Origin of the sequence: Kitasatospora sp. MBT66 (assembly GCF_000710405.2) — a bacterium.
In the GTDB taxonomy this organism is placed as follows: domain Bacteria; phylum Actinomycetota; class Actinomycetes; order Streptomycetales; family Streptomycetaceae; genus Kitasatospora; species Kitasatospora purpeofusca.
On record NZ_JAIY01000001.1, the window covers coordinates 213,415 to 235,932 of the forward strand.

Here is a 22,518-nt window from a genome sequence, read left to right on the forward strand (position 1 = left end):
CCGTGGACGCCGTACTGACCAAGGAGCCCATCGCTCCGGCCGCTGACGTCGAAGAGGCGGACGTCGAGGAGGAGCTGGACGTCGAGGAGGAGGACGAGGCCGAGGCCAAGGAGGTGGAGGGGGCCCCCAAGCGCGTCGCGCGGGCACTGTCCTCCACCTTCCACGCGGCGCTGCCGTACGTCGTCGGCATCCAGGCGATGAAGTCGCTGGCGCTCGGGACCTGGGTCATGGCCAGGAAGACGGTGGTCTGGATCATCGACGGCGATGCCCTGGAGATTTTCGCGCCAGGAATCATCCGGAAGCGGAAGGCGAAAGCCGCGGCGGCCAAGAAGGCCAAGGCGGCGCCCGCCAGAGCCAGCGGAAAGGCGAAGGCGGGGGCCAGCGCGCGGAGGCCGAAGGGGAGTGGCGCCAAGCGGCCTCCGGCCTCCGCAGTGAAGGAGAAGCCGGCGCCGCAGACGCAGCCCCAGCAGGCGGAGGGCAAGGAGCTCCCCGGGTGGATGCTGCGGCTCGGCGGCCTGCTCTTCGGCGGATTCCTGGTCGTCTACTACCTGCCCCACAACCCGGCGATCTGGATGCCGATCGTGCTGGTGCCTTGGGCCGCCGCCGCGTGGGTCTACGCGCCGCTGCCCGCGCCGAAGGCCGAGAAGCCGGAGCAGGAGCAGGAGCAGCCCGAAGAGGAGCAGGAGGAGGTCTTCGAGGACGACGAAGAGCTCGACGAGGACGACCCGGCGGGGGAGCAGAGGGCTGGGGAGCAGCGGGTGCTTTCCCCGGAGCAGATCGCGGACCGCTTCAGGGTGTACGTGGAGCATGCGGTTGCCGCCCGGTACGCCGAGGGTGTTCGCGGCATCCGGCAGGGCGTCCATCTGGAGGACATGCTGGCCGACCTGAAGCGGCGGGGACTGATCACCGACCCGGCCTGGGACACCACCGCCCTGGCGGCCTACTTCCGCCGGATCGGCATCCCCCTCCGGGACCCGCTGCCACTGACAGTAGCGGGCAAGAAGAGGAACCGGATCGGCGTCGACTTCAAGGAGCTGTCCGCGGCCCTCGGCCGGGAGCCCCTGCTGCCCCCGCATCTGGTCCCCGACAACACCCCCCAGGAGGCCCCCGCCGGGCCCCCTTCCGGGGCTTGCTCGACCCTCTCCCGGGGGGTCCCGGAAGGGGCGCGGAGCACCCCCGCCAAGGCCCCCCGGGAGGGGGCCGGATGACCCTCGCCGACAGCCCCGCAACCGCCCCTTCCACCGCCCCGGCCGGGGCCGGCCGGGGGCCGCCCCTCCCCCACTTCCCCGGCTTGGCCACGCCCCCTACCGAATCGCCCTACCGGCGCCCCGACCTGCACAAATACCGAACCGCCTACCGGCCCTACCGTGACCTACCACCGCCCTACCAGCCCCGGGAGGGGTGCGGCAGCACCAGCTGCCGCACCCCTCCCGACGTCTGCCCAGGGCATCTCGGAAGGCCGGCAGGCACCCCAACCTCAGACAGGAAGCAACATGTCCAACTGGCTGTACAGCCGGGCGCTGACCCTTGCCCGGGCCGGCTCCCCGTCCGCCGGAACCATCATGATCGACTTTGACGGGGTCATCCACGACCAGAACGACGGATGGCGCGGCGGCGAGGTCTACGGACCGCCGATCCCCGGCGCCCTCGAGGAGCTGCAGTTCCGGTCCGCAGGCGGATGGTCCCTCGCAATCGTCACCGCCCGTCACCACGACCAGCACCCCGACGTCGCCCGCTGGGTCGAGAAGCACACCGGGCTGGAGACGGTCGTGTGCGCGCAGCGCCACGCCTACTGGCAGGACCGCCGGGTACTGGTGACCAACGTCAAGCCGGGCGCGGTCGCCTACGTCGACGACAACGCCGTCCGGTTCGACCCGGCGGCCGGCGGCTGGGCGACCGCGCTCTCCCCCTTGCCCTACGACCGCTCCGAGATCCTGTCCGCCGGGAGGCGGGGATGACCGGGGAGCTGAGGCTGCTGCAGCCGGACATCCGCACCGATCTGCTCGCAGCACTGAGGACGCCGGACGCCGCGGGCACGGCCACCACCGCCGCCAGCGCCGCGACCACCGCGTCGACCGTCGAGATCGTCCTGCAGATGAAGGGCCACGAGCACGAGCCCGAAGACCTGTACTGCGAGAACCTCCTCGGTGTCCTGGGGCAGCGCGTGCCCTACGTGCTGCTGCGTCTGCTGGAGCTGGAGGAGGAACTCCACCAGCTGCGCCGGGTCGGGACCGACCCGGCGCAGCTGGTGGGCGACGGCACCGGCGGAGTGGCCGGTGCCGCCCTTCCGGTGGAGACCCCCGGTGAGTGACCACGGTCTCGACGACGAAGAGATCGAACGCCGGACGGCCGCCGCCGAGCAAGCCGCGCAGAAAGGCAGGGACCGCGAGGCCGCCAGCCTCTACAGCAAGCTCGGCGAGGACATCCAAGCCGGGCACGGGCCCTTCGACACCCGCGCGATCGACGCCTTCGAGGCCATGGCCCGCGTGATCAGTGGCGGCAGCTAGAACCCACCGCCAGCCCGCCGATGACGTCGTCTGGACACCTCGCCCCAGAGGTGACAGCACCACCTGCACCTCCGTGGCCGGGTGGCCCGCTGCGATCGGCGCAGTCGGGCCGCCCGGCCTCTCCGCACCCAGTGCCGCCAGCCTCGCGCTGGTGAGCACCTCGAACGAATCGAGTTCTCACATTGGTCACCGTCTTGCGAGTCGCCGCGCTTCTGGCCCTCGCCGCGCTCCTGCTCGCCGAGCTTCGCGGCCGTGAGTCGCTGCGTGACCTCACCGTCCACGTGGACGTCCGCTACCCGGGCAAGCCGGTCCCGAACACCTGGGACCACCCCGGGGCGCTGGCCACCGTCTCCTGGATGGCCCGCCGGATCGACCTGACCGGCCGAGAGGTCCCGGAAACCGAGATCGGCTCCACCCGGTGGACCGACCCGGGCACGGGTCGCGAGTTCGACCTGGAGGCCGACTTCCTTCTGGAAGGCGGGCCGGAGAACAGCATCACCTGGCGCTACGACGACCAGTGGCAGGGCGGAGTGCCGGTGCTGCATCCGTTCTGGGGCGCCGACCGCACTCCGGCGTTCGGTGATCGGCTCCTGATCACCGATCGTAGGTTGGTCCTCGCCACCCGCTGAACCTCCCGCCCGCGGCGGCGGGGCGATCCGGCGCTGCCCGGACCGCCCCGTCCCGACCGCCCGATACCTCTGCTGGAGGACCCCGTGCCCGACCAGGCCAATCAGTCCCGACCTGCGGATCCGATGCGCCTGTTCGACCGCTGGCGTCGCCGCCGCGCGCAGCGCCCTGAGATTGACGCCCTCTTCAACGCCGTCACCTACCGGGCCGAGGGCCGCTACCGGCCGGGCGGCGTGGTCCGCTGCTCGGCCGTGTGCTGGCTGGCGATCGCGGAGATGACCAGCCGCAAGGGCGGCCTCGTCATCGGCCGGATCGGTGAGCCGGATGGCAAGCCCATCCCGGTGGGCGGTGGCGCGGAGGTCCTGCTGAAGGTTCTGCGCCGCCTCACCGCCGCGGGTGCGTACGTGCGGGTCGACCTCGGTCCGCTGGAGATGGGCTTCCTCGTGGACAGCGCCTACGCGGTCGGCGACGAACAGCTCCTCGAGGCGCTGCGCAGCGCCGTCGCCCGCAACGCCTTCCCACTGCACATCACCCTCGACTACTGCATTTTGCAAGTCGGGGTCGCCCCCGCCGTCGCTGTGGCAGTTGTGCGACGATCGCACGATGTTGCGCAGTCTTGAGATCACCGCGGTTCTGTCTGGACTTGAGAAGGTTCATCGTGATCGGTTGTTCTGGAAACCCACGATCCAGCTGAACCTGGATTGCTTCGTCTGCGAGCGGGTTGGCCGCACCACCTCGCTGGAGAGGGGCGCTGAGCGGGCCGTCTGCTGGAGCGGCAGGGACGAGCAGCACTTCACCGCGGCTCGGATCGCTGCGTTCGACGTGACGAGCCAGGACGACCGGCTGGCGTTGCGGACTGTGGTGGACTTCTGGTGGGCGCCATTCAAGGACGCCAAGCGGTGCGGCGACGCAACGCCGTTGAGCAACTGGGTCCGCCTGCACTATGGCAACTACTGCCCCCACCAGGAGACGTCCAGCGAAGGCTCGATCCAGACGAACGTGCGACGTCCCACGGGTGTGTACTGCGGAAGCTGCAAGACGGAGATCGCGGTGGATGCGGAGGTTCCGTCGATTCGGCTGCTGGTGTGAGTCTCGTGCGGGACAGTCCTTCATGTCCATGCAGGGCTGCGGCGTAGTCGCCTCATGTCCGGTTTGTGATCACGCGAGGCCGAGGAGGGTCAGCGGGCGTAGTGGGTCGCGGGCGTTGCGGCGGAGGGCGGCGGCGATGTTGGTGACGCCGGTCCGCTTCAGGGCGCCGATGGCCAGGTTGCGGAAGGTCGCCATCGCGCGCGGCGCACTGCCGGTCCTCGCGAACCCGGCCTCGTCCTCGAAGACGATCCAGGCCCCGAGCGCCGCCGCGGTACTTTTACACGGGGCCACACCTCCTGCTTCCACAGCTCCACCGCACACTCGTCCCGCTCGAGCGCCCGGCGGGCGGGAGCCTGCCAGGGCCAGCCGTGCCGCTTCAACAGCCGCCACACCGTCGCAATCGACAACCTCATCCGGAACCGGCGGCCGATCACTGCCTGAACCCGGGCCAGCGTCCACCGCTGGTCCTCGAACCCGTGAGCGGCCGGCCCCCTGCCCAACTCCAATTCCAGTTCCGCGAACTGGTCCGCCGAAAGCTTTGGCACACTCGCAGGACCCGACGAGCGCGGGGCATCCGTGCCGCCCTCGCGCCAGGACCGCCTCCAGCGTTCCACCGACCGCTCGCTGACCCGCAGGTCACGGGCAATCACCGCGGTCCGCTCGCCTGCCTCGAACCGCGCAGCGGCCTCCAGCCGCACCTGTTCACGAAACGCCCGCCGCTCAGCGGTCAGGCCCCCACCCTGCGCATACCGCACACCATTGGCATACCGCAGGGATCACTTCCTGTCACTACCCGACAACCAAGCGAAAACCTCAGTAACAGCTCCCGAACCCCTAGGTGCTCACCGCTCCCGGCGAGCACCCGCCCCGGCGGTGCGCAGGCCTTCCGCCCGCCACGGGGTCGGTGGGCCGACCGGCCGCCGCGTCAGATTCCATGGAGAACCCGATGACCACGATCAGCCCACCCGCCGAGGGCATCGGCCCGCCCGGGCCGGACGAACCACACCAACCGAACTGCCCTGGAGGATGCGACGGGACCGGGGTGCGCCTGGTGACGGTGACCTGGGAGGACCATGGCGACGGGATCTTCGTTGCGGTCTACCAGGAGCCCGTCGACTGCCTGGCCGGCCAGGACCAGGAGCCCCACGACTGCGCCGACTGCAACGGCACGGGGTACGTCTACGAGGGCGGGTACCGGCACCTGTGCCAGCGCTACCTGACCCCCGGTCTGTTCTTCTGGGACGCTGACGACCCCGAGGCTGACGCTGACGGCGGTCCGTCCTACCCGGCCGCGGACGACCACCCGTTCTGAGTCGCCGCCCACGAGCCCGTTCGCGGCAAAGTGGAGAAGGAACCGAATTCCTGCCGACGGCACGGCCCTGTGAGCCACAATGGCGATGTATCCGCAGGGTGAGGGGAGCAGCGATGGGGTGGCGGAAAGCCGAGGAGGCCGGCCTGCGGGTTTTGGAAAACCCGGACGGTCGGTATCCCGATCCCTACCTTGAACTGCTCCGCCTGGGTGTCCAGCACACGGGGGACAGGCTAGTGGTCACCCTCTACCTGGCTGGCGGGGTTGTCACCGGCCAGATCATCACGCTCGACGAGTGGGAGAAGCGGATCCTCCGGGAGATCAAGCAACAGAGCAGCGGCGTACGCAACTCCGCAGGCGGGCCGATGGGGGTGCTCGACGAGCGGGCGGACGAGCAGGAGACGGACCGTTCCGACGCTGACTCCCCGTTCGTGCACCTGCGCGACGCCTTGTACCGCCGCTCGGGTTGCGAGCCGCTCAACGTGCCTACCTGGCGCGGGCCGATCGCGGCGATCACCGGATGGTCTGTCGGAGAGCCGCCAGCGGCGTAGGCGGTTCAGTCACCGACCGTTGTCGGTTGTCGCCGTTACGATCCGCCCCGGACGGCCCCCGCGCACGGGGTCGGATAGGCCGTCCCTCGCGGAGACGCGGTACTCCGCTGCACGATGCGTCAGCTTTTGGGGGTGGGCCTGTGTTCGATCTTCTCCGCCGTCGGCAGGTCCTGCCCGTAGTCGAGCTGATCCAGCTGCTGAACCAGGCGCTCCGGCGCGCCAGCACGAGCTGGAGATGCCCGACGCCCACTGCCCGGTACAGGGGACTTGACGCCCCGGCGGACTTCCAGCGGCCCCTCGCAGCTGCGTACCACACCCAGACCGAGGTGCTGGCCGACGTCCACGAACTCCTCACCGCTGCCCGGGCGAACCTCCCCGACACAGTGCCGGGGCTGCACACTCAGCAGTCGATCGCCCGGGCCGCCCAGCTTCTCGGCGAGGCCGAGATCGCGCTGCGGCAGGCCGCGCTCGCTACCTGTCCCGACGCCGACCCGCTGGCCGCCCGCCAGCGCTGACCGACAAGCATCCCTGCCGCACACAGCCGCGCCCGGTCCGAGACCGGCGCCCCGTCGGCATTCCCGCCCGCTCTCCGTACCGCCGTCCTGGCGATACCCCCGAACGAATGCCCGGTGACGCCCCGGGCGCAGCCGGCGACCACGAACCGCCCCACCGCCACGAAGGAGAACAGCGATGAGCACTCCGACCACGGACCGCACCGCGGCGCAGACGCCGGCGCTGCCCAACCCCGCCCCGAGCGACCCCGTAACGGAGGCAACCACCGCCAGCGCCAGCGGCGCGCCGTCCGCCTACACCGCCGACCAGGGCCTCGCCGACGAGCTGGCGGCCGTCACCGGAGACCTGCTGCGCGTCGAGCCGAAGTCGGGCCTGGTCTTCACGTCCGCGACCGCTGTGATCGCGGGTGTCGCCCTCATGCCGAAGATGCCGCCCGGTGCCCTCGTCCTGGCCTCGGTGGGCATGGCCGCGACGCTGGTGGCGACGGTGCTGGCGACCTTGGTGGTGACCCCCCGTCTGGACCGCAGCCGCAGTACGAGCTTCACGCGCTGGGCGGTGATGAGGCCGGAGGAGATCCCGGCTGCGCTGGCCGTCGACAAGCGGCCCGAGCGCCTGCACAAGCTCAGCCGACTGTGCGAGTGGAAGATGCGCCTGCTGATCTGGGCCAACGCGAGTTCCATCGCCTCCATCGTCGCCATCGGCCTGGCCGCGATCATCACGAAGTTCGCCGCGTAGCCCCAGCCGGTGCGCATCGCGGGAGTTGCCGGGAATCGGTGCCGCCCGCGGAGTGCACCGGCCACAATCGGTCCGGCCCGACTTCCGGCGGCAGCCCGGCGGCCGGAGCACGAGTCCGGAAGAGCTGTAGCAGCACATCGCGCGCGCCGGACGGCGCGCAGAAGGGACACAAGCGTGAACGCACTTCCGCACCCCCAGCAGCAGGGCGACGGCCCCGACGGGCAGCCCTCCGACCGAGAACTGGCCGCGGCCCTCGCCGCCGGGACCGTGCTCCTCGAGCTGCCGTACCGCGGTCATTGCGTCCAGGCCGTCATCACCGACTTCGGTGTGTTCGGCCGGCGCGACGTCTTCGGGTGTTTCCGGGAGATCGCACCGCACACCCTGAACCAGTGGACCCGGTTCCCCGACCCGCAGGCCGCTACCGCGTGGTGCCGCAACGTCCTTGCCGAGAGCCTCTACCGGGTCGGCCCGACCGGCGTCGGCCGGCACTTCGCGGTCTGGCACGGCACGGGCTGGGCGGCCGAGATCGACCTCGACCGCCAGCGCTACACCTTCGCGACGGGCACGCCCCCGGCCGCCGCCTACGACGTCCTGGACGCCCGCGAGGACGCCGACGAGCCGCTGACGGCGGTCGAGGCCCGCGGCTGGGCCTGGCTTCTCGACCAGATGCCGGACCCCGTCTCGCAGTGGCCGCGCAGCATGGCGGACGAGTACCTGCGCCGCGTGCTGATGGCTGGCCTGCAGTAGTCCGCACCACCGGCCGAACGGGAACACGGGCGACGCCTACGGCCGGCCACGACCGGCGGCGCCGCCCGCACCGGCCGCCGAGAAACCCGGAGCTGACCGACAGCGGCGGGCGCTACCATGCCCGAAGGTCGGTCGGGGACGGAGCAGCGACCCTCGTCCGGCCTGCACGTTCGCGGCCCACCGCAGCGGGCTACTGACGATGCGCGAACCGGGAGTACCGATGGCCGACTTGAGCAAGCAGCCCGGGGCGAGGTCGGTGTTCGACCCCGCCGTCCCGGCCCAGACGCAACATGCCCTGGTCCACGAGGCCGACGCCTGCCCGGAACTCCTCGCCGACGCCGACGCGACGGGCCGGTTGGGACTTCGCTCCCGTACCGACGGGAAGCTGCTGCGCCGCAGCCTGGGGACGGCCGCGGGAGGCGGGGCCCTTGCGCTGGGGATCTGGATCTTCGAGGCGTGCGGGGGGTTCGGCGAGGACATCGACATGGGCACGTACGAGCCCTTCGACAGGTTCATGCGGAACGCGGTCGACGCAGGCTTGGCGATGGGGCTGATTCTGTTCATCGCCGGGGCCGCGTTCGCGGCCCTCCAGGTGTTCCTGGACACGGGCCGCGACGCGGAGATCAACCACCACATCGACCAGGCCCGTGGCCGCTACGTCCATCCGAGCTGGTTGACCACCGACGCCGCTCTGCTGCTCGGCCGGGCCCAGCAGGCGATCGACATCATCTTCGCCTCCCGGCTCCAGCAGGACGACCTGGGCGGCCTGGGCACCGCGAACCGGATCCAGCTCCCGCAACTGGTGTGGGACCTCGCCGACTCCCTGCACCGCTACAGCAGGACCGCGCAGGCCGCCGCCACAGCGGTCGCCGACAGCCCGGAGGTCGACCAGCTGCTGGCGGCCGAGCGGGAGACGCTCGACGCCGTCCTGGCCGGAGCCAAGGAACAGGTCGAGGCGCTGGAGGACTACGCCGCCCGCGCCCAGGAGGTCGACCGGCTCGCCGCCGACCAAGCGGTGGCGGAGGGGATCGAGGCGCGCAGCGCCGAGGTGCGCGACCTGGTGGCCGGGACCGCCGCCGCGCGGATCGGAGTGGAAGGGATCACCTCGCTCAGCACGTCCGCCGCGGTGGTGAGCGAGGCCCTCGCCGACGCGCTCCAGGCGGCCCAGGACGCCGCAGCCACCGTGCTGCCGGTCCGCTCGGACACCAGCCGCCAGCTCCCCTAGAGCAACCGCAGGGGCCCGATTCGCCTGGCGGCCGGCCCCAGCGCGGGCCGGCCCAGGCGCCCAGGGGCCCGTGCAGTGCTCGGTGGCCGGGTCAGCCGGCCCGCTCCCCTCCGGGCAGGTTCAGGACGCGCCCACCCGACGGCACCTGCGGGACGTCCCTGCCGGGAAGCCACCAACCCGTCCGGTCGACATCGGGCCCGCTCTCCCCGTGATGGAGCACCGCGACCGCCCGCAGCACACCGGTGACCGCCTCCTGGAGCGCGCGGGCCTCGGCCTGCCCGAACTCGGCGAGCCGTTTCGGCAGTCCACCCGGACACAGCCAGACCAGGTGCCGGCCGAGCTCCCGGAACCGCGCGTCCCAGTCCGCCGCCAGCTCGAGGTACCTCTTCACCGTCCGGTCCACTGACTGCGCGAGGCCCTCATCGCCGTGGCTCCGCCCTTCCACCGCTTCGCCCCGGAGTACCTCCGCGTCGACCCCGTCCAGCTCCTCCCGGAGGTCCGCGACTGCGGCCTGGTAGGAGGCGAGGGCGGCTCGCTGCTCGGAGACCGTGCCGGAGACCGCGGGCGACAGCCGCCCGCCCGGTTCGGGGACCTCCGCCAGGTTGGCCGCCGCCAGGGGGCCAAGGCCCCGGGCGCGGGCTGGAGTTCGGCTGCGCACACCCCGTCCAACGAGCCGGCCGGAAGCCGGACACCGGCCCTCGGCGGCGCCCGGGGCGCGCGTTCGTTGCAGAGTCGGCCGGCGACCCCGCAGGCCGCCGGGGCGGCCGGGCCCCGCCGGACGCACTCCGGCCCGGGCAGTTCCGCGGGCCTTACCCGCTGCGGCACCCCCTCGGCCCCGGCGATCTGCCATCATGACGCCAGGGCGGCCCGTCACTCAGCGACAGCCGCCGGCCAGGTGATGGCTGGCCGACTTCTCCCCGCATGCGCGGGGTTGGATCATCCAACGCCCCTTCGGGCGCGCACTGCCCTCCCTGCACGGCGCAGGGCGACACCCGGGCCCCGCCACGGGTGTGCACCCCCGTCACCATCCAGGAGGAGCCGTCGTGTTCAAGAGCACCGCCACCGATCAGATCGTCCCCGCCGTCACCGTGGCATTCCCGGGGCTGCGGCAGGTCGCACCTCTCGCGTTGGGCTCCGGGCTCGACCAGGTGCAGATCGACCGGGACCTGACCGCCCGCTACGCCTGCGGCCAACTCACCGTGCACGTGAAGGTCGGCCAGGCCGACCACCTCAGCGGCGATCCGGACGACGAGAGCCTGCAGCGGCGGGTCGACGCCCACGCCAGCATGCTGGTCCAGAGGCTGCACCCGACCGAGCTGCCGGCCGGCGAGTGGGCGATGATGGCCCCCGCGGCGGAGATGCACTTTCCGACGGCGTACATCGCGGCGACCGACAAGCTCACCCCGCGTTCGCCGATGCTGTGCTCGCGGTGGTGGCCCAGGCACTCCTCTACGCCACCGCTGCTACCGAGCAGGCCACGCCGGTCGCTGCCGACCTGGCCGAGGAATCCCGCTGGGCGGCCGATTGCCCGGCCGACAAGCCGGTGGCCGCCTATGTGAGGACACGGCGCCTGGAACGCGACAGGGCCCGGCAGGAGCAGCAGATGGAGGCGAGCGCGGCGCGCTGGGCCGCGGTGAAGGCCGAGATCGACGAGCCCCCGGCACGGTAGCCCCTGTCCCGCCGCCGGCCGCTAACCAGGCCAGACGTCAGACTCCGTGCCCCGGATCGGTGAACCTCTCCGCGGGCACGGCCTGACGGGCCATCATGTTCGGCGTGGACGACCTCACCCCCGCGCCGGGGTATACCGCTCATCTTGACCAGCTCGGGGCCCGGGCGCGTGATCTGAGCGCGCAGGAGCGCAGCCGGGTCGAGGAAGTCTCCGCGCGAGTGCACGAGAGCCCAACACCAGAGGCAGTCGGCGAGCTGCTCACCGCGCTGCGGGCGGCGGGGTTCGAGTAGGCCGTCGGCGCGTACGGGCTGGATCCTCCTGCGTGGCGTCGTCCGGTGCGTGCCCCCTGTCGCATGCCGTCCGAGGCACCTTGTCCCTGGGGCCTGTCAGCCGGCGGCCCCATAATGAGAGGACCGCCATGTGGGCGACGTGCGATGGGGAGTGCTGATGGGGTTGTTCCGGTCCGGCCAGGGCGATGCCGTCATCGTGGACCCCGGTCTGTCGAAGCAGGTCAGGGAGACGGTGCGCCTGCTCGCACGACAGCACCCCCAGGTGCTCACCGACCCGTCCGCGCCCCTGCCCCGGACCGCGGGCTTCGACTACGGGCGGCTGGCGCTGGCTGCACGCGGGTTTCTCATCACCGTCGTCCTCGCCACCGCCGTAGCGGTGGGGCTGAGCTGGGGGATGCCCCGGTTGATGGCCGCTGCGCAGCCGGACGCGAAGCAGCCCCACTTCTTCCAGCCCATGATCGTGTCGATGTGCGTCCTGGTGGTGATCATCAGTACCGCTCTGGAGCTGCTGCGGGCCCGGGTCGACGGAGGACGCGCCGCGGTCGCCCGTCACCTCGCCGAGGCCCGTGGCCGCTACCTGCTGCCCGGCCGGGACCTCGACCGCGTCACCTGGGCATCGGCGGTGCGGGCTCGGCGGGCCCTGGCCAGCGTCGCGGCCAGTACCTACTTCCTGACCTCCGTCGACGGTCCCGACCACGAGGCGCTGGCCGGGAGCTTCTGGACTCTGGCGCAGGACATGGCCAGCAGCCACAGCAGTGCGGCCATGGACTCGTTCGCGGCGGCCGTCGAGGTCTACCTCGCGGACATCGAGGCGGCCGACGCGATCAGCTTGACGCCCACCCGCTCCGGCCCGGACAAGGAGCGGCACGAGCAGGCGATCGAGCGGGCCAACGCAGCCGGCCGCCACGCCATCGCGCTGGCGACGGCCACCTGACCCCCACGCCCATCCCCCCATCCCCAGCGAAGGCTCCATCCGGCACCCGGGTGGAGCCTTCGCCGTGAAGCACGCCTCAGCGAGGTGCGGGGCGAACAAAGCGCGTCCCGAAGGGCGTCAGTCCGCTATCCGCCCGTCACCGCGCGCCGGATTCCCGGCCGCACCCTCGGCCGCATCCGTTCGTTAGACCGGGAGAGCGCCCCGACCAGGGTGCGCAGTCGCGCCTGCTCCACACGGCCCGGTACGCACCCCCACGGCCTGGGCCGGTACGGCGCACCTGGTCGGCCGGTCACACCGGCCGACCAGCACGCTCAAGCCAGCTGTCCCCACGCCCGCTCGGAAGGGAAAACCCGTGACCGACCCGGTCTCCACGGCCCGCACCGACATCAACAGCCGGTACCTCGTGACTGCCCAGGCCACCCAGAGGGAGATCGACGGCCTCGAGGAGACGTGGGCTCTGCCCTCGGCCCAGCGCTGCGCCCACTGCGGTGAGGTCATCACCGCCGGCGGGCGGGGTGAGGACGCCTGGTCCGGCCCGATGCCGCTGCCCGGGCAGGCCGCGCTGTCGGTTCCTCGTTATCACCTCGACCGCGACGAGTGCAGGCAGGCCAGCGGTCTGCCCCCGACGGCGCCCAGGCCGTCCTGACCGATCACCTACGGGCACACCGGTCAGGAAGCTGCGGTTACCCGCAGTGCAGTGGCCCCCGGTTCTGGATGACGGTTCTCGGCTATCACGCCCAAGCCCTGGTGCCGGAACCCGAGTGGAGTCGACGGACAGCGTAGAACCCACTCTCCCAGTCGTCCCGCGCTCGCGGCCACCGGCCGCACCGTGCACCGCATCGACCAGCCCGGCGGCGACAACCCGCACGCCCAGCGGGTGCGCGCCGTCAACAACCTGTTCGCGCCGATGCGCCGCCACCGACGCCAGCTGGGAGCTCCTCACCGAGCGCAGTGGCCAGTGCATCCGGCGAATCATCGGTGTCAGAGGGAAAGGCTATGGGCTGTTGACGAGTACGTGCGACCAGCAAGGCAAGAAGGCTCTCGGAGATCGTTTCCCGTCACGCCGGTGATCGTTTCCCGAAGCTGGCGATGCCTGTCGGGGGCGGTCGCGTGGGCGAGCCGTACCACCTTGCCTCGCAAGCCGTTCGACTCGGCGTGACAGGATGTCGCGACAGGTTGGGAGGGACGCCGATGAGCATGCCCGAGTGGTGGCGGAACGTGGTGACGGTCAGCGATGCATTGGATGTAACTGTCGACGACGACCTCTCGCTGGTCTTCCGGGCCGCCTGGCTGGCCGACGCCTTCGTCGGGGTCGCGTCGGAGCTGACGCAGGACCAGCGGCAGCGAGTGCTGAGGATCCTGGAAGGGGTGCTCCGCGAAGGCAGCGAGGACGATGCCGCAGCGGTCGCCACCGGCTTCCTTGACGCCCTTCTGAACGCATGGGACAACGGTTTCGATCTCGGCCTGGTCTGGGATGACCTGGGACCGGAGTCGCAGTCCTACTGCCTGGCCTGGAACCAGATCTGGGGCATCGAGTCACCAGAGTGGATGGTCTCCTCCTGACACTGCGACCCTTGTCCCGCTCCACGCGCCTACGGCAAGCCTTCCGCCGACAGGCTGATCCGGCGCCGTTCGAGGTCGACACCGAGGATCCGCACGAAGATCTCCTGGCCTTCGTGGACGGCCTGCCCCGGCGAGAACTATCGTGCCGCGCTGGAGCGGCTGACGGAGACCTGGGAGCCGGGCCGCCCCGTCATCCCCTCCGCGTCCACGGTCAAACAGGCCCGGCTGGAGAGCACCGTGCTGCACCGCGGCCGGGGACTGTCCACCGTCGCCGCGCACCCGATGGGAATCCGGGCCCTCCACCCGCAGGCCGACCTGCTGACCATGACCTTGGAGCCCGAGCCGTACGCCATCGCGCACTGGGCGAGGAGCCTGCTCCCGGTCGACCCCGGCCCGGGCAACGAGATGTACGGCGCCGGCGGACTGCGTTACACCACCACCAACCACCACGTCCTGCTCGCCCAACTCGGCACCGGAGCCCACATCAAGCTGAACGGCTTCCCCGTCCGCCTGTGGGAACGCGCTGCCGCTGCGGTCGAAGCGCAGGCCTTCGCCATCGGGGAGCCCCCGTGCTCCGCAGCCCGGCAATGTGTCCCGCCGAACGCGACATCGAGCAGTGGCGCGCGGCCGTCCGCCGTGACCCGCAGTTCGGTAGCGACCTGCTCCGCCGGATCAACGTCACACGCTTTCCCGGCCGCTACGGCGGCAGTGACCTGTGGTCCGACCCGAGCAGGCCGGGATGGAGGTGGAAGCTGGAGATGATCAACACCCCGGACCACCCCCGGATCCTCGCGCTGCTCGCCCACCCCGTTGTCGGTCTGGATCTCGCGGTCACCGACGTCTGGTGCCACTGCCGCCAGCCCGACACCGACCTGCTCGGGCTCGGCAGCGACCGCTCCGGCTGCATTATGACGCTGACCAGCCCGGACGGTCTCCGCGAGCTGGAGCTGCGGGATCTGCGGTGGTCCGACGGCCCTGAGGCGCAGCTGCAGGCGCAGGGGAGCAGGGCGTAGGAGAACGCCGACGCTTTCGTGGTCCGCGCGTAGGGCGGCAGGTGGCCGGGCCCAGAGCGACGGGGGAGCGCTCTGGGCCCGGCCACCTGCGCCGTGGCGCGGCTACTTTGCCCGGCGGCCCGTGTCGAGCTCTGTGGTGGGGCCGCCGTGCCGGGAACACTAGACCCATGCTGCGGTGGGCCGCTAGGGCTGTGAGCTGCGATTTTTCGGCCGCGAACATGCCACGGACTCGCCCGTGGGCACGGCCCGGTCCGTAGACTGACTGACCCCGTCACGCACCCCGCCCACGGTCGTCGGACCTGCCCGGCCCCCGCCCCCGCGGCGGAGGCCGCCGTCGCCCTTCGCGGCGCCGGCTCGCTCGCCGAGCTCGACCGCCTGCGCACCAAGGAGAAGGCCGCCCGCGGTGCCCTGGTGGCCGGGGAGAGACCGCCGTACGGGGCGGCTGTCGGCGATCGCGCCGACGTGTGCCCTGTCCAGGTCCCGCAGCAGCAGCTCCTGCGTGGTCGGGCCCGGGTGGGCGTCGAGGTCGAGCCCCCACACACCCATATTCTCGGGCGTGGCCTGTCCGCACGTCAGTGATCGCGGGCCTGTTGTCGGTGGTCCGTGGCATCCTTCTCGCGTTCACCGGCAAACGGTGATGCTGTTCTTCTCTGCGCAAGCGGAGGTCGAGGCGATCACGCCTCCCTGACCGCGTCCGTACGCCCCTACGGCGTGCGGGAGAGGATTTGCTATGCCCGCCACCCCGCCCGAACTCCCCCCGTACGTGTACCTCACGCCCGTCACCGTGGGACTCAACGACGGAAGCACAAACGCGGTGCTGATCATCAGCACCAACGACCCGCAGGCCGTCCGGCACCTCCCGCTGCCCGAGGCCCTGTATGTGTCGGAGGACGGCAAGCTCGGCATGTGCGGGTCGAACGTGCAGACCCTGGACTGCCGCCGACTGCCGGAGGACTGGCAGCAGGCCGCAGCCCCCGCCGACGGCTATCAGGCGCAGGCGATGGTCTGCGTCGTGCAGGAGGCGATCCCTCACCACCCCGACGAGCCGCCGGGCTGGGCCCCGGACGCATCCCCCTCGGCGGAGCCGCCGCAGTGGGCCGCCGACGTGCTCGCCGAGCGGTACCGGATCGCCACCCGCCCCGTCCCGGTGACGATCGGCGGGCTCGCGCCCATCCCCGCCTGGAGGACCCCGACCACGGTGGAGGCCTGGGCGTCCCGAATCTCCGGCCCGAACTGAGAACGCCGGCGCTCCAGGCAGCCCTTCCCAGGAGCGGGCAAAGGCACTCGCAAGAGTGAACGTGGATAGAGGAATTTCTGACGAGATGTCAAGGGCTACGCCCCTTTCTCGTTAGGGATGCCTCTATCCACGTCAGCTGTGCCGGGAGTCGCTTTGAGAATCACCCTGATCGCCGAGGAGACCGAAGGCTTCCTGGACGAGCGAGCTCCAGCGGTAGGTCGAAGCGCGTCCGGCCGGGGCCCGCCACCACTTTCCGTGTCTTCGGCACCCCTACCTCCTCTCCTTCACTCCAGGATGGTCCGGCCGCGATGCGGACGGCATACGCCGCTTTCTGCTGGATACCAGGGCCCGCCCGAGGCCGCGCCGCTGTAGGCTGAGAGCCCTTGCCGGGCGCGTACTTCGATCGCGGGGCCACTCTCACACCAGGGGATCCTGTGCAGGGCCAGCCCGCGACCGAAACGTCTGAGGACCATTGAGGGAGCGGCTGCAATGGCTGATGCGCCTGATGGCGCGATCACACTTTCCGGCGGGCGGATGAGCCCAGGTCTTGTCCGGGTTGGTGATTCCGTGCGCAGGCCGGTGTCAGATGCCTCAGAATTCGTTGCCGCTCTCCTGAATGTTTTCGAACAGCGGGGATTCGACGGCGCCCCGAAGTATCTCGGGCAGGACGACGGAATGGATATTCTCAGCTTTCTCCCGGGTGAGGTTCCGGCGCGCTTCCAGGTCTGGAAGAACGAGCAGGTGGCGACGGCCGGTGCGCTGCTGCGCGCCATGCACGACGCCACGCGAGGCAGCGAATTGGCCGGCCGCTCGCCGGTGGTATGCCACCACGATGTCGGCCCAAACAACGCCGTCTTCGTCGACGGAGTCCCAGTCGCATGGATCGACTTCGACACCGCGGCCCCCGGCTCGCCCCTGGAGGACGTGGGCTACGCCGCGTGGACCTGTTCTTCGCGCTCAGCGTGTCTCATGAGACATGACGCCGGTCACGATTCATGCGCTGGACCTGGGAAGCGCTGGTGCTCGCGAAGCCTCGGGGAACAGCGCGCCTCGACAGCTGCCTGACACAGCTGGATCGAACGATCAAGGCGCGGGTCAACATCTCGCGTGGGCGGCCTGCCGCGGGCAGCGGCCCGGTGTGACTGCCGCATCATGGACAGTGGCGATGGAAGGGAACCAGTGGCATGCCCGAGACTGATGACGAGGTCGTCCCCCTGCGGGGAGGCCGCATCACTTCCGGCGTCGTCCGCATCGGTGACACGGTCCGGCGACCGGCCTCGGCCGCCTCACCGTTCGTCGCCTCCCTGCTTGATCTGCTGGAGAGTCGAGGCTTCACGGGGGCCCCGCGATATCTCGGTCGTGATCAGGAAGGTCGGGACACCTTCAGCTATCTGCCGGGCTGGGTTCCGCCCAAGTTCCGGCCATGGACCGACGCGCAGGTTGCTGCGGCCGGCGCCCTGGCCCGGGCGATGCACGAGGCCACCCGGGGCAGTGATCTTGCCGGTCAGCACCAGGTCGTGTGCCACCACGACCTGGGTCCGAACAACGCCGTCTTTCAGGACGAGATGCCGGCCGCCTTCATCGATTTCGACATGGCCGCGCCGGGCAGTCCACTGGAGGACATCGGGTATATGTCCTGGCTGTGGTGCCTGTCGTCGAAGTCAGAGGCTCCTCCCGTGGATGTTCAGGCCACTCAGGTGCGCGTGCTGGCCGATGCGTATGGCCTGGCCGGTCCTGAGCGTGCTGTGCTCGTTGACGCGATGCTGGAACGGCAGGCCCGTAATGTCCGTTTCTGGGCAGAGGTGCAGGTCGGCTTTCTGGCTGTCGAAGCCACGGCCCAGCAGATCTCGGATCGCATCGCCTGGTCCCGGCGTGAGCACGCACACACCGCTGAGCACCGCAAGGTGTTTGAAGACGCCCTGAAGTGACTCCCACGTTCTTCGATAGCTGAGGCAAGCCGTGGGTCGCAGGCCCTAGCATCGGCCTTCGGCCGATCCGGTAGCCCGATCGAGAGCGGTGGGGACTGCTACCAAATGATTTGCCCCCTGGTCGCCACGGCGGTGATCCCCGCCCGAACCCATCGTCGACTGCTTGGGTGGTGCCACCTTCCGTAATGGCGAGTCAACGCGTCTAGCTAAGGCGCTGGGCTTGGCACCCGTGACACTGGAAGGACTCGTACCGTCGCGGGAAGGAGCGGGCATGGCAGCGCCCGATCACCCCATTCCTCCATCATGGGCTGCTCAAGGTAGTGACCTGCCGCTAGAGGCCGAGTCCGTTGCGCGGGTGCGCGGATGGGATGTTGTCGCCTTCGAGCGTCCCGAGCAGTTCGCAGCGGCCCTGCAGGCTCTCGGCTTACCGCCGGACGAAGTAGCCAGCGGGATAGAAATCCTTCGGGCTGCACAGGCTGAAGCCTCGGATGCGGTACGAGCGTTCTGGAAGTCTCAGCCCCTGGCGTACATCCGGGCCCCCGAGGACCTCTTGAATGAGGCCGGACAGGTTCATGAGAGAGCTCGGAACAGTGCGTTGAGCCGACTTCGCGACTGGTTCGCGGGCCACAGACTTGCCGTTGAGGACCGCCAGCTCATTAAGGTTCGCTTGCCCCTGTTCGTCCTGGCGGCCCATCCCGCAGCAGGCTGCTCCGCAACCTACAAGACGACCAGCGACCGCAGCCGGCAGCTTGGCTGGAGCATCGAGATCGCTGGCAGCGGTATGGGTGGCGAGGCCACGGTCCTGTCGTCAGTCACCTCGACGCTCATCGCTGAGGCCGGGCAGGTGTGTTTGGTGTTCTTGCCGGTCACCGTGGCCGTGGAGCAATTCCGCATCACTGCGAAGAACGGCGCGACGGTCAGCTCCGGCCAGCGCATCGACGTCTCCCCAGCCAGGGATACGACTCCTGTGCCCGGAGGGCTTCTGCTAGCCCCCGAAGCTCTTCTGACACCCGGACGCCTAGTTCGGGAGTACGAACTCGCTGGCTACGCTGCCGGAGTACCCGCCGAGTTTGAGCACGTCTACCAACAAGAGCGAGTTTCGAAGCTTCAGGTTGGGGTGATGGCAAACGGCGTCGGGCTTGCCGTCACTGGTGTGGCCAGAATGGAGGCGGCCGTGACACTCACCTACACGCTTGTGGGTGGACGCGACTACCGTCTCTGCCAGCTTGCCGATGCCGAGGGTCTCATGTGGGGGTGAGTGGGCATCGGAGCACGTTCAAGGGCCACTCTTCGTACAGTAGGACAGCGCTCCCACAACCGGCTGCCAGACTGAGCGGGTGATGCACCCTGGCTACTACATAGGCACCGCGCCCGACGGCAGCCCCACCATGACGTACCTTCAGGGCCCCGATACCTGGTGTTGCGATACGCACGTACTCGACCTGGAACCGGCAGTCGATCTCGTCGGCGCCGCGGTACACGAGGCCGGGCACGCCGTTGCCGCTCTCCTTCTCGGCATCCACGTCGTCGATGTCGAGCTCACCTCCCAGGCGGTGGAACTGAACTGCGCCCCAGTCGTCGCGGTGAACGGCTGCACCTCGGTCACGTACGAGGTGCCCGAGTCGGCCTATCTAACGATGCTGGCGGCCGGAGAACGGGCTCACCAGCGGTGGCTTATCAACCAGGGGCTGTGGTCGCCGGAGCGGGCGTGGGCTGTCGAACGAGGAGCGCGCGACGACCAGAGCAAGGCCGTCGGGGTACTCAAGGGGCGGTTTCCGGAGCCTGCCTTCATCGGCCCGGCCCTGCTCTTCTGGCAGTTCAGGCCCGCTGCGGACGCCCTGCTGCAGGCAAACTGGGACAGGGTAGCCAGCCTTGGAAGGGGCCTCGCCCATCGGATACACCTGAGCGGCAACGAGGCGGCCGAACTGACTGGCTTGGCCAACCCTCCGGGACCGCAGGCAGGTTCGGAGTAACCTCGCCGTAGTAGCTGCGCCGACGCCGACCTCCGCCGTCTCATCGCAGGCCCTGCCAGTTTGGGCTTGTTGGAAACGCCTGGCCTCGAAGTCTGAATTCAAGCCCTTGACTGGGAATCTCAGAGGGTATGTAACTCAACCGAGCGTCGACAATCGGTTGGAGTAAAGCTCGATCGCCCGCGCGGTCAGGAAGAACTGCTTCTCCACCTCAAAGGGGGCATCAGGCCGGACAACGGGCCCATGCCAGCCAATGTGCCCCCACTCTTCAGGCCAATTCCAGTTACGCCCCTGATCCCTCATTCTCGCCGCAGCTTCAGTCCCCCACGGGAGATCCAGAACCCGAAGAATCTCCTCACGCCTAAACTTCAGGATCTCAACAAATTCCGCTAGCGTCGGAAGCGGCATCTCAGCCCGCTGGTCGCGTTCTTTGAACCTCCCAACCGCTTCGGTCAGCACCTCGTATCTGTAATCAAATTCGGGCACCTCGGAGGCGATTACCGACCAGAAATGATACTTGTTCGGCTCGCCTGGCGGAGGCCACCAGGTGCCATGACTCTTGAAGTCATACACAAGATGCTCGACCAAGTACCTATGGCGGACATTGGCGAACAGCATGTCCCCGACACAAAGAGCATGCATAGCTTCATTGTCGTCCATGCTGGGTGCACGCAGCAGTTGATCAGTGATCCAGAAGTAGTCCGTCAGGGATGCGGCGACAGACTCGCTGAGGACGTCCTTGTCAGACAACACGGACACCAAGGCCTCGGGGCTACGGATCCGGCGCCGATTAAATCCCAGCCTGACTTGACCGAGCCCAATGAGCTGTTCCTCAATCGCCAACCGCGTGGCCGTTAGGTCCTCTGACGACAATCGGCGACGCGTATTCTCAGGGGATTCTTTGACTTGCTTCTGAAGCGTGTCAAGCCGCAGTTTCAATCCACCAAACTCGGCCTCTTGCACGTGAGGCAGCAAATCGCGAATCTGGCGACGAAAGAGAAAGATAACGGCAAGGATCGTAACGGGCCATACCAATGTGCGAGCTGCGTCAACACCCAAGTGGGCCCAGTCCATACCGGCATTCTCCCAGCCCGGGTTTGTCCTGGCCGCACATTAGCGCTCGGCGTGTCTCGAAGTGGCCTTGCACACCGGGCGGCCTTGCTGGCACTGCTCTGCTCCGCCGCCACCCGCTTCCACAGCCGAGGGCGCCACCCCGCATCGGCCCGGATCGCGAATCCTCGGCGAGCAGAACTCGGCGTGGCTGCTGAAACGATCTGTGGGCGGGCGGCTTTGGGGGTACGGTCCCGTGCACACGGGTTCAAGGCATGCACGGGATGGGGACCAGCATGGCACCTCCAGGCGGAATCAGCATCGGCCAGCGGATCGCGGCCTACGAGGATGTGAGGGGTTTGAGCCACCGGCAGCTCGCCGACCGTGCTCACGTCTCGTACAGCCTGCTCACGAAGGTGGTGTCCGGGCACAAGCCGGCGACGCCGGAGTTCGTGGCAGCGGTCGCCAGGGCCTTGGGAGTTGAGCCGGGCGACCTGCAGCCGCCCTCGTACAGTGACGGCATGGCCGATGACCCGCTGGTCCCGCTGATGGGGCCGATCCGCACGACGCTCGACCTGTACGACCTGCCGCCGCAGGAGGTCGTGCGCCCGCGGGCCCTGCCAGCGCTGCGGGCGGCGGTACGGCAGGTGAACGCACTGGCCCAGGCCGCGAAGTACAAGCCGATGGTGGCGATGCTGCCGGGGTTGCTGGTCGAGCTGCACACCGCCGCGCACGAGTTCACCGGCGAACAGCAGCGGCAGGCCTGGGGTCTGCTGGCGGAGGCCTACCGGTGCGGACACTCGGTCGGGATTGCGATCGGCCTGAACGATCTGTCCGCGACGGCTCTGGCCCGGATGGACTGGGCCGCTCAGCGGGCCGGTGATCGTGCTCCCGCTCTGCGGGCCGCCCGCGAGTACCTGCGGGTCACCGCCTACCTGCGCGTCGGCGACCTGGCGGCATGCCGGCGTCTTCAGGAGTCCGGCCGGGGCCACCTGGAGGGCACGGACGCCAAGACGCCGAGCGCGCTGGTCACCGAGGGGCAGCTCCACCTCGGCTCCGCCGTGGTCGCCGCCCGCGCCCGGGAGACGGACGTGATGAAGCATCACCTGGACGAGGCTCAGAAGGTTGCCGCCAGGACCGGCGAGCGGCTGGACCTGTCACTGCACTTCGGGCCCACGAACGTGCAGGTCCACCGGGTGATGACGCTGGTGGAGGCCGGTGAACACGACCAGGCGGTGGACGCCGCGAAGGGCCTGCGGTTCCCGGCCGGGTGGGCGCCGACCAGGATCGGACACCATCACATCGACCTGGCCCGCGCCTACCGGTGGATGGCCAAGCCCGAAGCCGCGCTCGACCAGCTGGATGCCGCGTACGCGGTGGCGCCCGAGCAGGTCTCCCGGCACCCGCTCGCCCGCGAGACTGTGACCGCGTTGTCACGCTCCGCTAGCCGCCGGAGTGTACGGCTGTCAACCTGGATCACACGAACGGGCATCTGACGATCTTTCACTTCTGGTGAAATTCACGGCCTTACATCAGCGGCATCGTGGTGTTCAGGCCCCCG

At 69.7% G+C, this 22,518-nt stretch carries 29 protein-coding genes and 2 pseudogenes; 26 read left to right on the top strand and 5 right to left on the bottom strand.

Annotation, left to right across the window (positions count from 1 at the left end):
• Window positions 1-2: 2 nt before the first annotated feature.
• The 7 genes from BI06_RS00980 to BI06_RS01010 all read left to right on the top strand — a co-directional run bounded on the left by BI06_RS00980 (window position 3) and on the right by BI06_RS01010 (window position 4,223).
• The gene (locus tag BI06_RS00980) at window positions 3-1,208 is read left to right on the top strand and encodes a hypothetical protein (protein WP_149030212.1); all 1,206 of its coding nucleotides are present in this window, start codon (window positions 3-5) and stop codon (window positions 1,206-1,208) included.
• A gap of 285 nt (window positions 1,209-1,493) precedes the next feature.
• Window positions 1,494-1,958: a hypothetical protein gene (locus tag BI06_RS00985; RefSeq protein ID WP_043463801.1), complete on the top strand. Its 465-nt coding sequence runs from the start codon at window positions 1,494-1,496 to the stop codon at window positions 1,956-1,958.
• Entirely contained in the window at window positions 1,955-2,311 is a 357-nt protein-coding gene (locus BI06_RS00990) for a hypothetical protein (protein WP_043463804.1), read from the top strand. The genes BI06_RS00985 and BI06_RS00990 overlap by 4 nt, the downstream gene beginning before the upstream one ends.
• The gene (locus BI06_RS00995) at window positions 2,304-2,507 is read left to right on the top strand and encodes a hypothetical protein (protein ID WP_043463808.1); all 204 of its coding nucleotides are present in this window, start codon (window positions 2,304-2,306) and stop codon (window positions 2,505-2,507) included. Before BI06_RS00990 ends, BI06_RS00995 begins: the two co-directional genes overlap by 8 nt.
• A 194-nt stretch (window positions 2,508-2,701) precedes the next feature.
• On the top strand, window positions 2,702-3,136 hold the full coding sequence (locus BI06_RS01000; RefSeq protein ID WP_149030213.1) for a hypothetical protein: 435 nt from the start codon (window positions 2,702-2,704) through the stop codon (window positions 3,134-3,136).
• 84 nt (window positions 3,137-3,220) lie between these two features.
• Window positions 3,221-3,754 carry a hypothetical protein gene (locus BI06_RS01005; RefSeq protein ID WP_149030214.1) on the top strand — a complete coding sequence of 178 codons (534 nt, stop codon included), beginning with the start codon at window positions 3,221-3,223 and terminating at the stop codon, window positions 3,752-3,754.
• The gene (locus BI06_RS01010) at window positions 3,738-4,223 is read left to right on the top strand and encodes a hypothetical protein (RefSeq protein WP_043463815.1); all 486 of its coding nucleotides are present in this window, start codon (window positions 3,738-3,740) and stop codon (window positions 4,221-4,223) included. Before BI06_RS01005 ends, BI06_RS01010 begins: the two co-directional genes overlap by 17 nt.
• Window positions 4,224-4,292: 69 nt before the next feature.
• Here BI06_RS01010 and BI06_RS53050 read toward each other — a convergent pair whose 3' ends face one another.
• Together BI06_RS53050 and BI06_RS45765 are read right to left on the bottom strand one after the other, a co-directional pair.
• Window positions 4,293-4,418: a hypothetical protein gene (locus tag BI06_RS53050; protein ID WP_369826029.1), complete on the bottom strand. Its 126-nt coding sequence runs from the start codon at window positions 4,416-4,418 to the stop codon at window positions 4,293-4,295.
• On the bottom strand, window positions 4,382-4,978 hold the full coding sequence (locus BI06_RS45765) for a winged helix-turn-helix domain-containing protein (protein WP_082558171.1): 597 nt from the start codon (window positions 4,976-4,978) through the stop codon (window positions 4,382-4,384). Before BI06_RS45765 ends, BI06_RS53050 begins: the two co-directional genes overlap by 37 nt.
• A gap of 191 nt (window positions 4,979-5,169) precedes the next feature.
• Here BI06_RS45765 and BI06_RS01020 point away from each other — a divergent pair, with 191 nt between their 5' ends.
• The 6 genes from BI06_RS01020 to BI06_RS01045 all read left to right on the top strand — a co-directional run bounded on the left by BI06_RS01020 (window position 5,170) and on the right by BI06_RS01045 (window position 9,303).
• Complete coding sequence (locus BI06_RS01020; RefSeq protein ID WP_149030215.1) at window positions 5,170-5,535, top strand: hypothetical protein; 366 nt, start codon at window positions 5,170-5,172, stop codon at window positions 5,533-5,535.
• 113 nt (window positions 5,536-5,648) lie between these two features.
• Window positions 5,649-6,083, top strand: a complete 435-nt coding sequence (locus tag BI06_RS01025; RefSeq protein ID WP_043463819.1) for a hypothetical protein — start codon at window positions 5,649-5,651, stop codon at window positions 6,081-6,083.
• A gap of 140 nt (window positions 6,084-6,223) precedes the next feature.
• Window positions 6,224-6,598 carry a hypothetical protein gene (locus BI06_RS01030; protein WP_043463822.1) on the top strand — a complete coding sequence of 125 codons (375 nt, stop codon included), beginning with the start codon at window positions 6,224-6,226 and terminating at the stop codon, window positions 6,596-6,598.
• Window positions 6,599-6,773: 175 nt separating this feature from the next.
• Window positions 6,774-7,331, top strand: coding sequence for a Pycsar system effector family protein (locus BI06_RS01035; protein WP_043463824.1), 558 nt, complete (start codon window positions 6,774-6,776; stop codon window positions 7,329-7,331).
• 174 nt (window positions 7,332-7,505) lie between these two features.
• Window positions 7,506-8,078 carry a hypothetical protein gene (locus tag BI06_RS01040; RefSeq protein ID WP_043463829.1) on the top strand — a complete coding sequence of 191 codons (573 nt, stop codon included), beginning with the start codon at window positions 7,506-7,508 and terminating at the stop codon, window positions 8,076-8,078.
• Between the two features lie 220 nt (window positions 8,079-8,298).
• A complete protein-coding gene (locus tag BI06_RS01045) occupies window positions 8,299-9,303 on the top strand; it encodes a hypothetical protein (RefSeq protein WP_043463832.1) in 1,005 nt (334 codons plus the stop codon).
• 91 nt (window positions 9,304-9,394) lie between these two features.
• Here BI06_RS01045 and BI06_RS01050 read toward each other — a convergent pair whose 3' ends face one another.
• Window positions 9,395-9,961 carry a hypothetical protein gene (locus BI06_RS01050; RefSeq protein WP_043463837.1) on the bottom strand — a complete coding sequence of 189 codons (567 nt, stop codon included), beginning with the start codon at window positions 9,959-9,961 and terminating at the stop codon, window positions 9,395-9,397.
• A 385-nt stretch (window positions 9,962-10,346) separates the two neighbouring features.
• Between BI06_RS01050 and BI06_RS01055 the strand changes: the two genes are divergently transcribed.
• The 5 genes from BI06_RS01055 to BI06_RS01075 all read left to right on the top strand — a co-directional run bounded on the left by BI06_RS01055 (window position 10,347) and on the right by BI06_RS01075 (window position 13,759).
• Complete coding sequence (locus BI06_RS01055; protein WP_043463840.1) at window positions 10,347-10,862, top strand: hypothetical protein; 516 nt, start codon at window positions 10,347-10,349, stop codon at window positions 10,860-10,862.
• Between the two features lie 214 nt (window positions 10,863-11,076).
• Complete coding sequence (locus BI06_RS01060) at window positions 11,077-11,262, top strand: hypothetical protein (RefSeq protein ID WP_149030216.1); 186 nt, start codon at window positions 11,077-11,079, stop codon at window positions 11,260-11,262.
• A gap of 157 nt (window positions 11,263-11,419) precedes the next feature.
• Window positions 11,420-12,196: a hypothetical protein gene (locus tag BI06_RS01065; RefSeq protein WP_149030217.1), complete on the top strand. Its 777-nt coding sequence runs from the start codon at window positions 11,420-11,422 to the stop codon at window positions 12,194-12,196.
• A 352-nt stretch (window positions 12,197-12,548) separates the two neighbouring features.
• Window positions 12,549-12,842, top strand: a complete 294-nt coding sequence (locus BI06_RS01070; RefSeq protein ID WP_043463851.1) for a hypothetical protein — start codon at window positions 12,549-12,551, stop codon at window positions 12,840-12,842.
• Window positions 12,843-13,387: 545 nt separating this feature from the next.
• The gene (locus BI06_RS01075) at window positions 13,388-13,759 is read left to right on the top strand and encodes a hypothetical protein (protein ID WP_043463855.1); all 372 of its coding nucleotides are present in this window, start codon (window positions 13,388-13,390) and stop codon (window positions 13,757-13,759) included.
• A 29-nt stretch (window positions 13,760-13,788) separates the two neighbouring features.
• On the opposite strand, the pseudogene BI06_RS55355 reads toward BI06_RS01075, so the two are convergent.
• Window positions 13,789-13,881, bottom strand: a pseudogene (locus tag BI06_RS55355) (hypothetical protein); the annotation flags it as partial.
• Between the two features lie 447 nt (window positions 13,882-14,328).
• Between BI06_RS55355 and BI06_RS01085 the strand changes: the two are divergent.
• The 6 genes from BI06_RS01085 (at window position 14,329) to BI06_RS01110 (ending at window position 19,910) form a co-directional block, all read left to right on the top strand.
• Window positions 14,329-14,772, top strand: a complete 444-nt coding sequence (locus BI06_RS01085) for a hypothetical protein (RefSeq protein ID WP_043463861.1) — start codon at window positions 14,329-14,331, stop codon at window positions 14,770-14,772.
• Window positions 14,773-15,502: 730 nt separating this feature from the next.
• Window positions 15,503-16,009, top strand: coding sequence for a hypothetical protein (locus BI06_RS01095; protein ID WP_043463867.1), 507 nt, complete (start codon window positions 15,503-15,505; stop codon window positions 16,007-16,009).
• Window positions 16,010-16,498: 489 nt separating this feature from the next.
• The gene (locus tag BI06_RS45770) at window positions 16,499-17,074 is read left to right on the top strand and encodes a phosphotransferase family protein (RefSeq protein WP_082558172.1); all 576 of its coding nucleotides are present in this window, start codon (window positions 16,499-16,501) and stop codon (window positions 17,072-17,074) included.
• A gap of 119 nt (window positions 17,075-17,193) precedes the next feature.
• A complete protein-coding gene (locus tag BI06_RS01100; protein ID WP_033818554.1) occupies window positions 17,194-17,937 on the top strand; it encodes an aminoglycoside phosphotransferase family protein in 744 nt (247 codons plus the stop codon).
• Window positions 17,938-18,208: 271 nt separating this feature from the next.
• Window positions 18,209-19,195, top strand: coding sequence for a hypothetical protein (locus BI06_RS01105; RefSeq protein ID WP_149030218.1), 987 nt, complete (start codon window positions 18,209-18,211; stop codon window positions 19,193-19,195).
• A 79-nt stretch (window positions 19,196-19,274) separates the two neighbouring features.
• Entirely contained in the window at window positions 19,275-19,910 is a 636-nt protein-coding gene (locus BI06_RS01110) for a hypothetical protein (protein WP_043463876.1), read from the top strand.
• Window positions 19,911-20,045: 135 nt separating this feature from the next.
• On the opposite strand, the gene BI06_RS01115 is transcribed toward BI06_RS01110, so the two are convergent.
• Window positions 20,046-20,981, bottom strand: coding sequence for a hypothetical protein (locus BI06_RS01115; protein WP_043463880.1), 936 nt, complete (start codon window positions 20,979-20,981; stop codon window positions 20,046-20,048).
• Between the two features lie 272 nt (window positions 20,982-21,253).
• Between BI06_RS01115 and BI06_RS55360 the strand changes: the two are divergent.
• Window positions 21,254-21,442, top strand: a pseudogene (locus BI06_RS55360) (helix-turn-helix domain-containing protein); the annotation flags it as partial.
• A gap of 36 nt (window positions 21,443-21,478) precedes the next feature.
• Window positions 21,479-22,453: a transcriptional regulator gene (locus tag BI06_RS01120; protein ID WP_233289967.1), complete on the top strand. Its 975-nt coding sequence runs from the start codon at window positions 21,479-21,481 to the stop codon at window positions 22,451-22,453.
• Window positions 22,454-22,518: the final 65 nt, after the last annotated feature.

Bases quoted from the DNA above. Each gene is read 5' to 3' on its own strand.
- BI06_RS00985 (WP_043463801.1), top strand. From the start codon at position 1,494: ATGTCCAACTGGCTGTACAGCCGGGCGCTGACCCTTGCCCGGGCCGGC.
- BI06_RS00990 (WP_043463804.1), top strand. From the start codon at position 1,955: ATGACCGGGGAGCTGAGGCTGCTGCAGCCGGACATCCGCACCGATCTG.
- BI06_RS01010 (WP_043463815.1), top strand. From the start codon at position 3,738: ATGTTGCGCAGTCTTGAGATCACCGCGGTTCTGTCTGGACTTGAGAAG.
- BI06_RS53050 (WP_369826029.1), bottom strand. From the start codon at position 4,418: ATGGCGACCTTCCGCAACCTGGCCATCGGCGCCCTGAAGCGGACCGGC.
- BI06_RS01020 (WP_149030215.1), top strand. From the start codon at position 5,170: ATGACCACGATCAGCCCACCCGCCGAGGGCATCGGCCCGCCCGGGCCG.
- BI06_RS01025 (WP_043463819.1), top strand. From the start codon at position 5,649: ATGGGGTGGCGGAAAGCCGAGGAGGCCGGCCTGCGGGTTTTGGAAAAC.
- BI06_RS01035 (WP_043463824.1), top strand. From the start codon at position 6,774: ATGAGCACTCCGACCACGGACCGCACCGCGGCGCAGACGCCGGCGCTG.
- BI06_RS01045 (WP_043463832.1), top strand. From the start codon at position 8,299: ATGGCCGACTTGAGCAAGCAGCCCGGGGCGAGGTCGGTGTTCGACCCC.
- BI06_RS01065 (WP_149030217.1), top strand. From the start codon at position 11,420: ATGGGGTTGTTCCGGTCCGGCCAGGGCGATGCCGTCATCGTGGACCCC.
- BI06_RS01075 (WP_043463855.1), top strand. From the start codon at position 13,388: ATGAGCATGCCCGAGTGGTGGCGGAACGTGGTGACGGTCAGCGATGCA.
- BI06_RS01095 (WP_043463867.1), top strand. From the start codon at position 15,503: ATGCCCGCCACCCCGCCCGAACTCCCCCCGTACGTGTACCTCACGCCC.
- BI06_RS45770 (WP_082558172.1), top strand. From the start codon at position 16,499: ATGGCTGATGCGCCTGATGGCGCGATCACACTTTCCGGCGGGCGGATG.
- BI06_RS01100 (WP_033818554.1), top strand. From the start codon at position 17,194: ATGCCCGAGACTGATGACGAGGTCGTCCCCCTGCGGGGAGGCCGCATC.
- BI06_RS01105 (WP_149030218.1), top strand. From the start codon at position 18,209: ATGGCAGCGCCCGATCACCCCATTCCTCCATCATGGGCTGCTCAAGGT.
- BI06_RS01115 (WP_043463880.1), bottom strand. From the start codon at position 20,981: ATGGACTGGGCCCACTTGGGTGTTGACGCAGCTCGCACATTGGTATGG.
- BI06_RS01120 (WP_233289967.1), top strand. From the start codon at position 21,479: ATGGCCGATGACCCGCTGGTCCCGCTGATGGGGCCGATCCGCACGACG.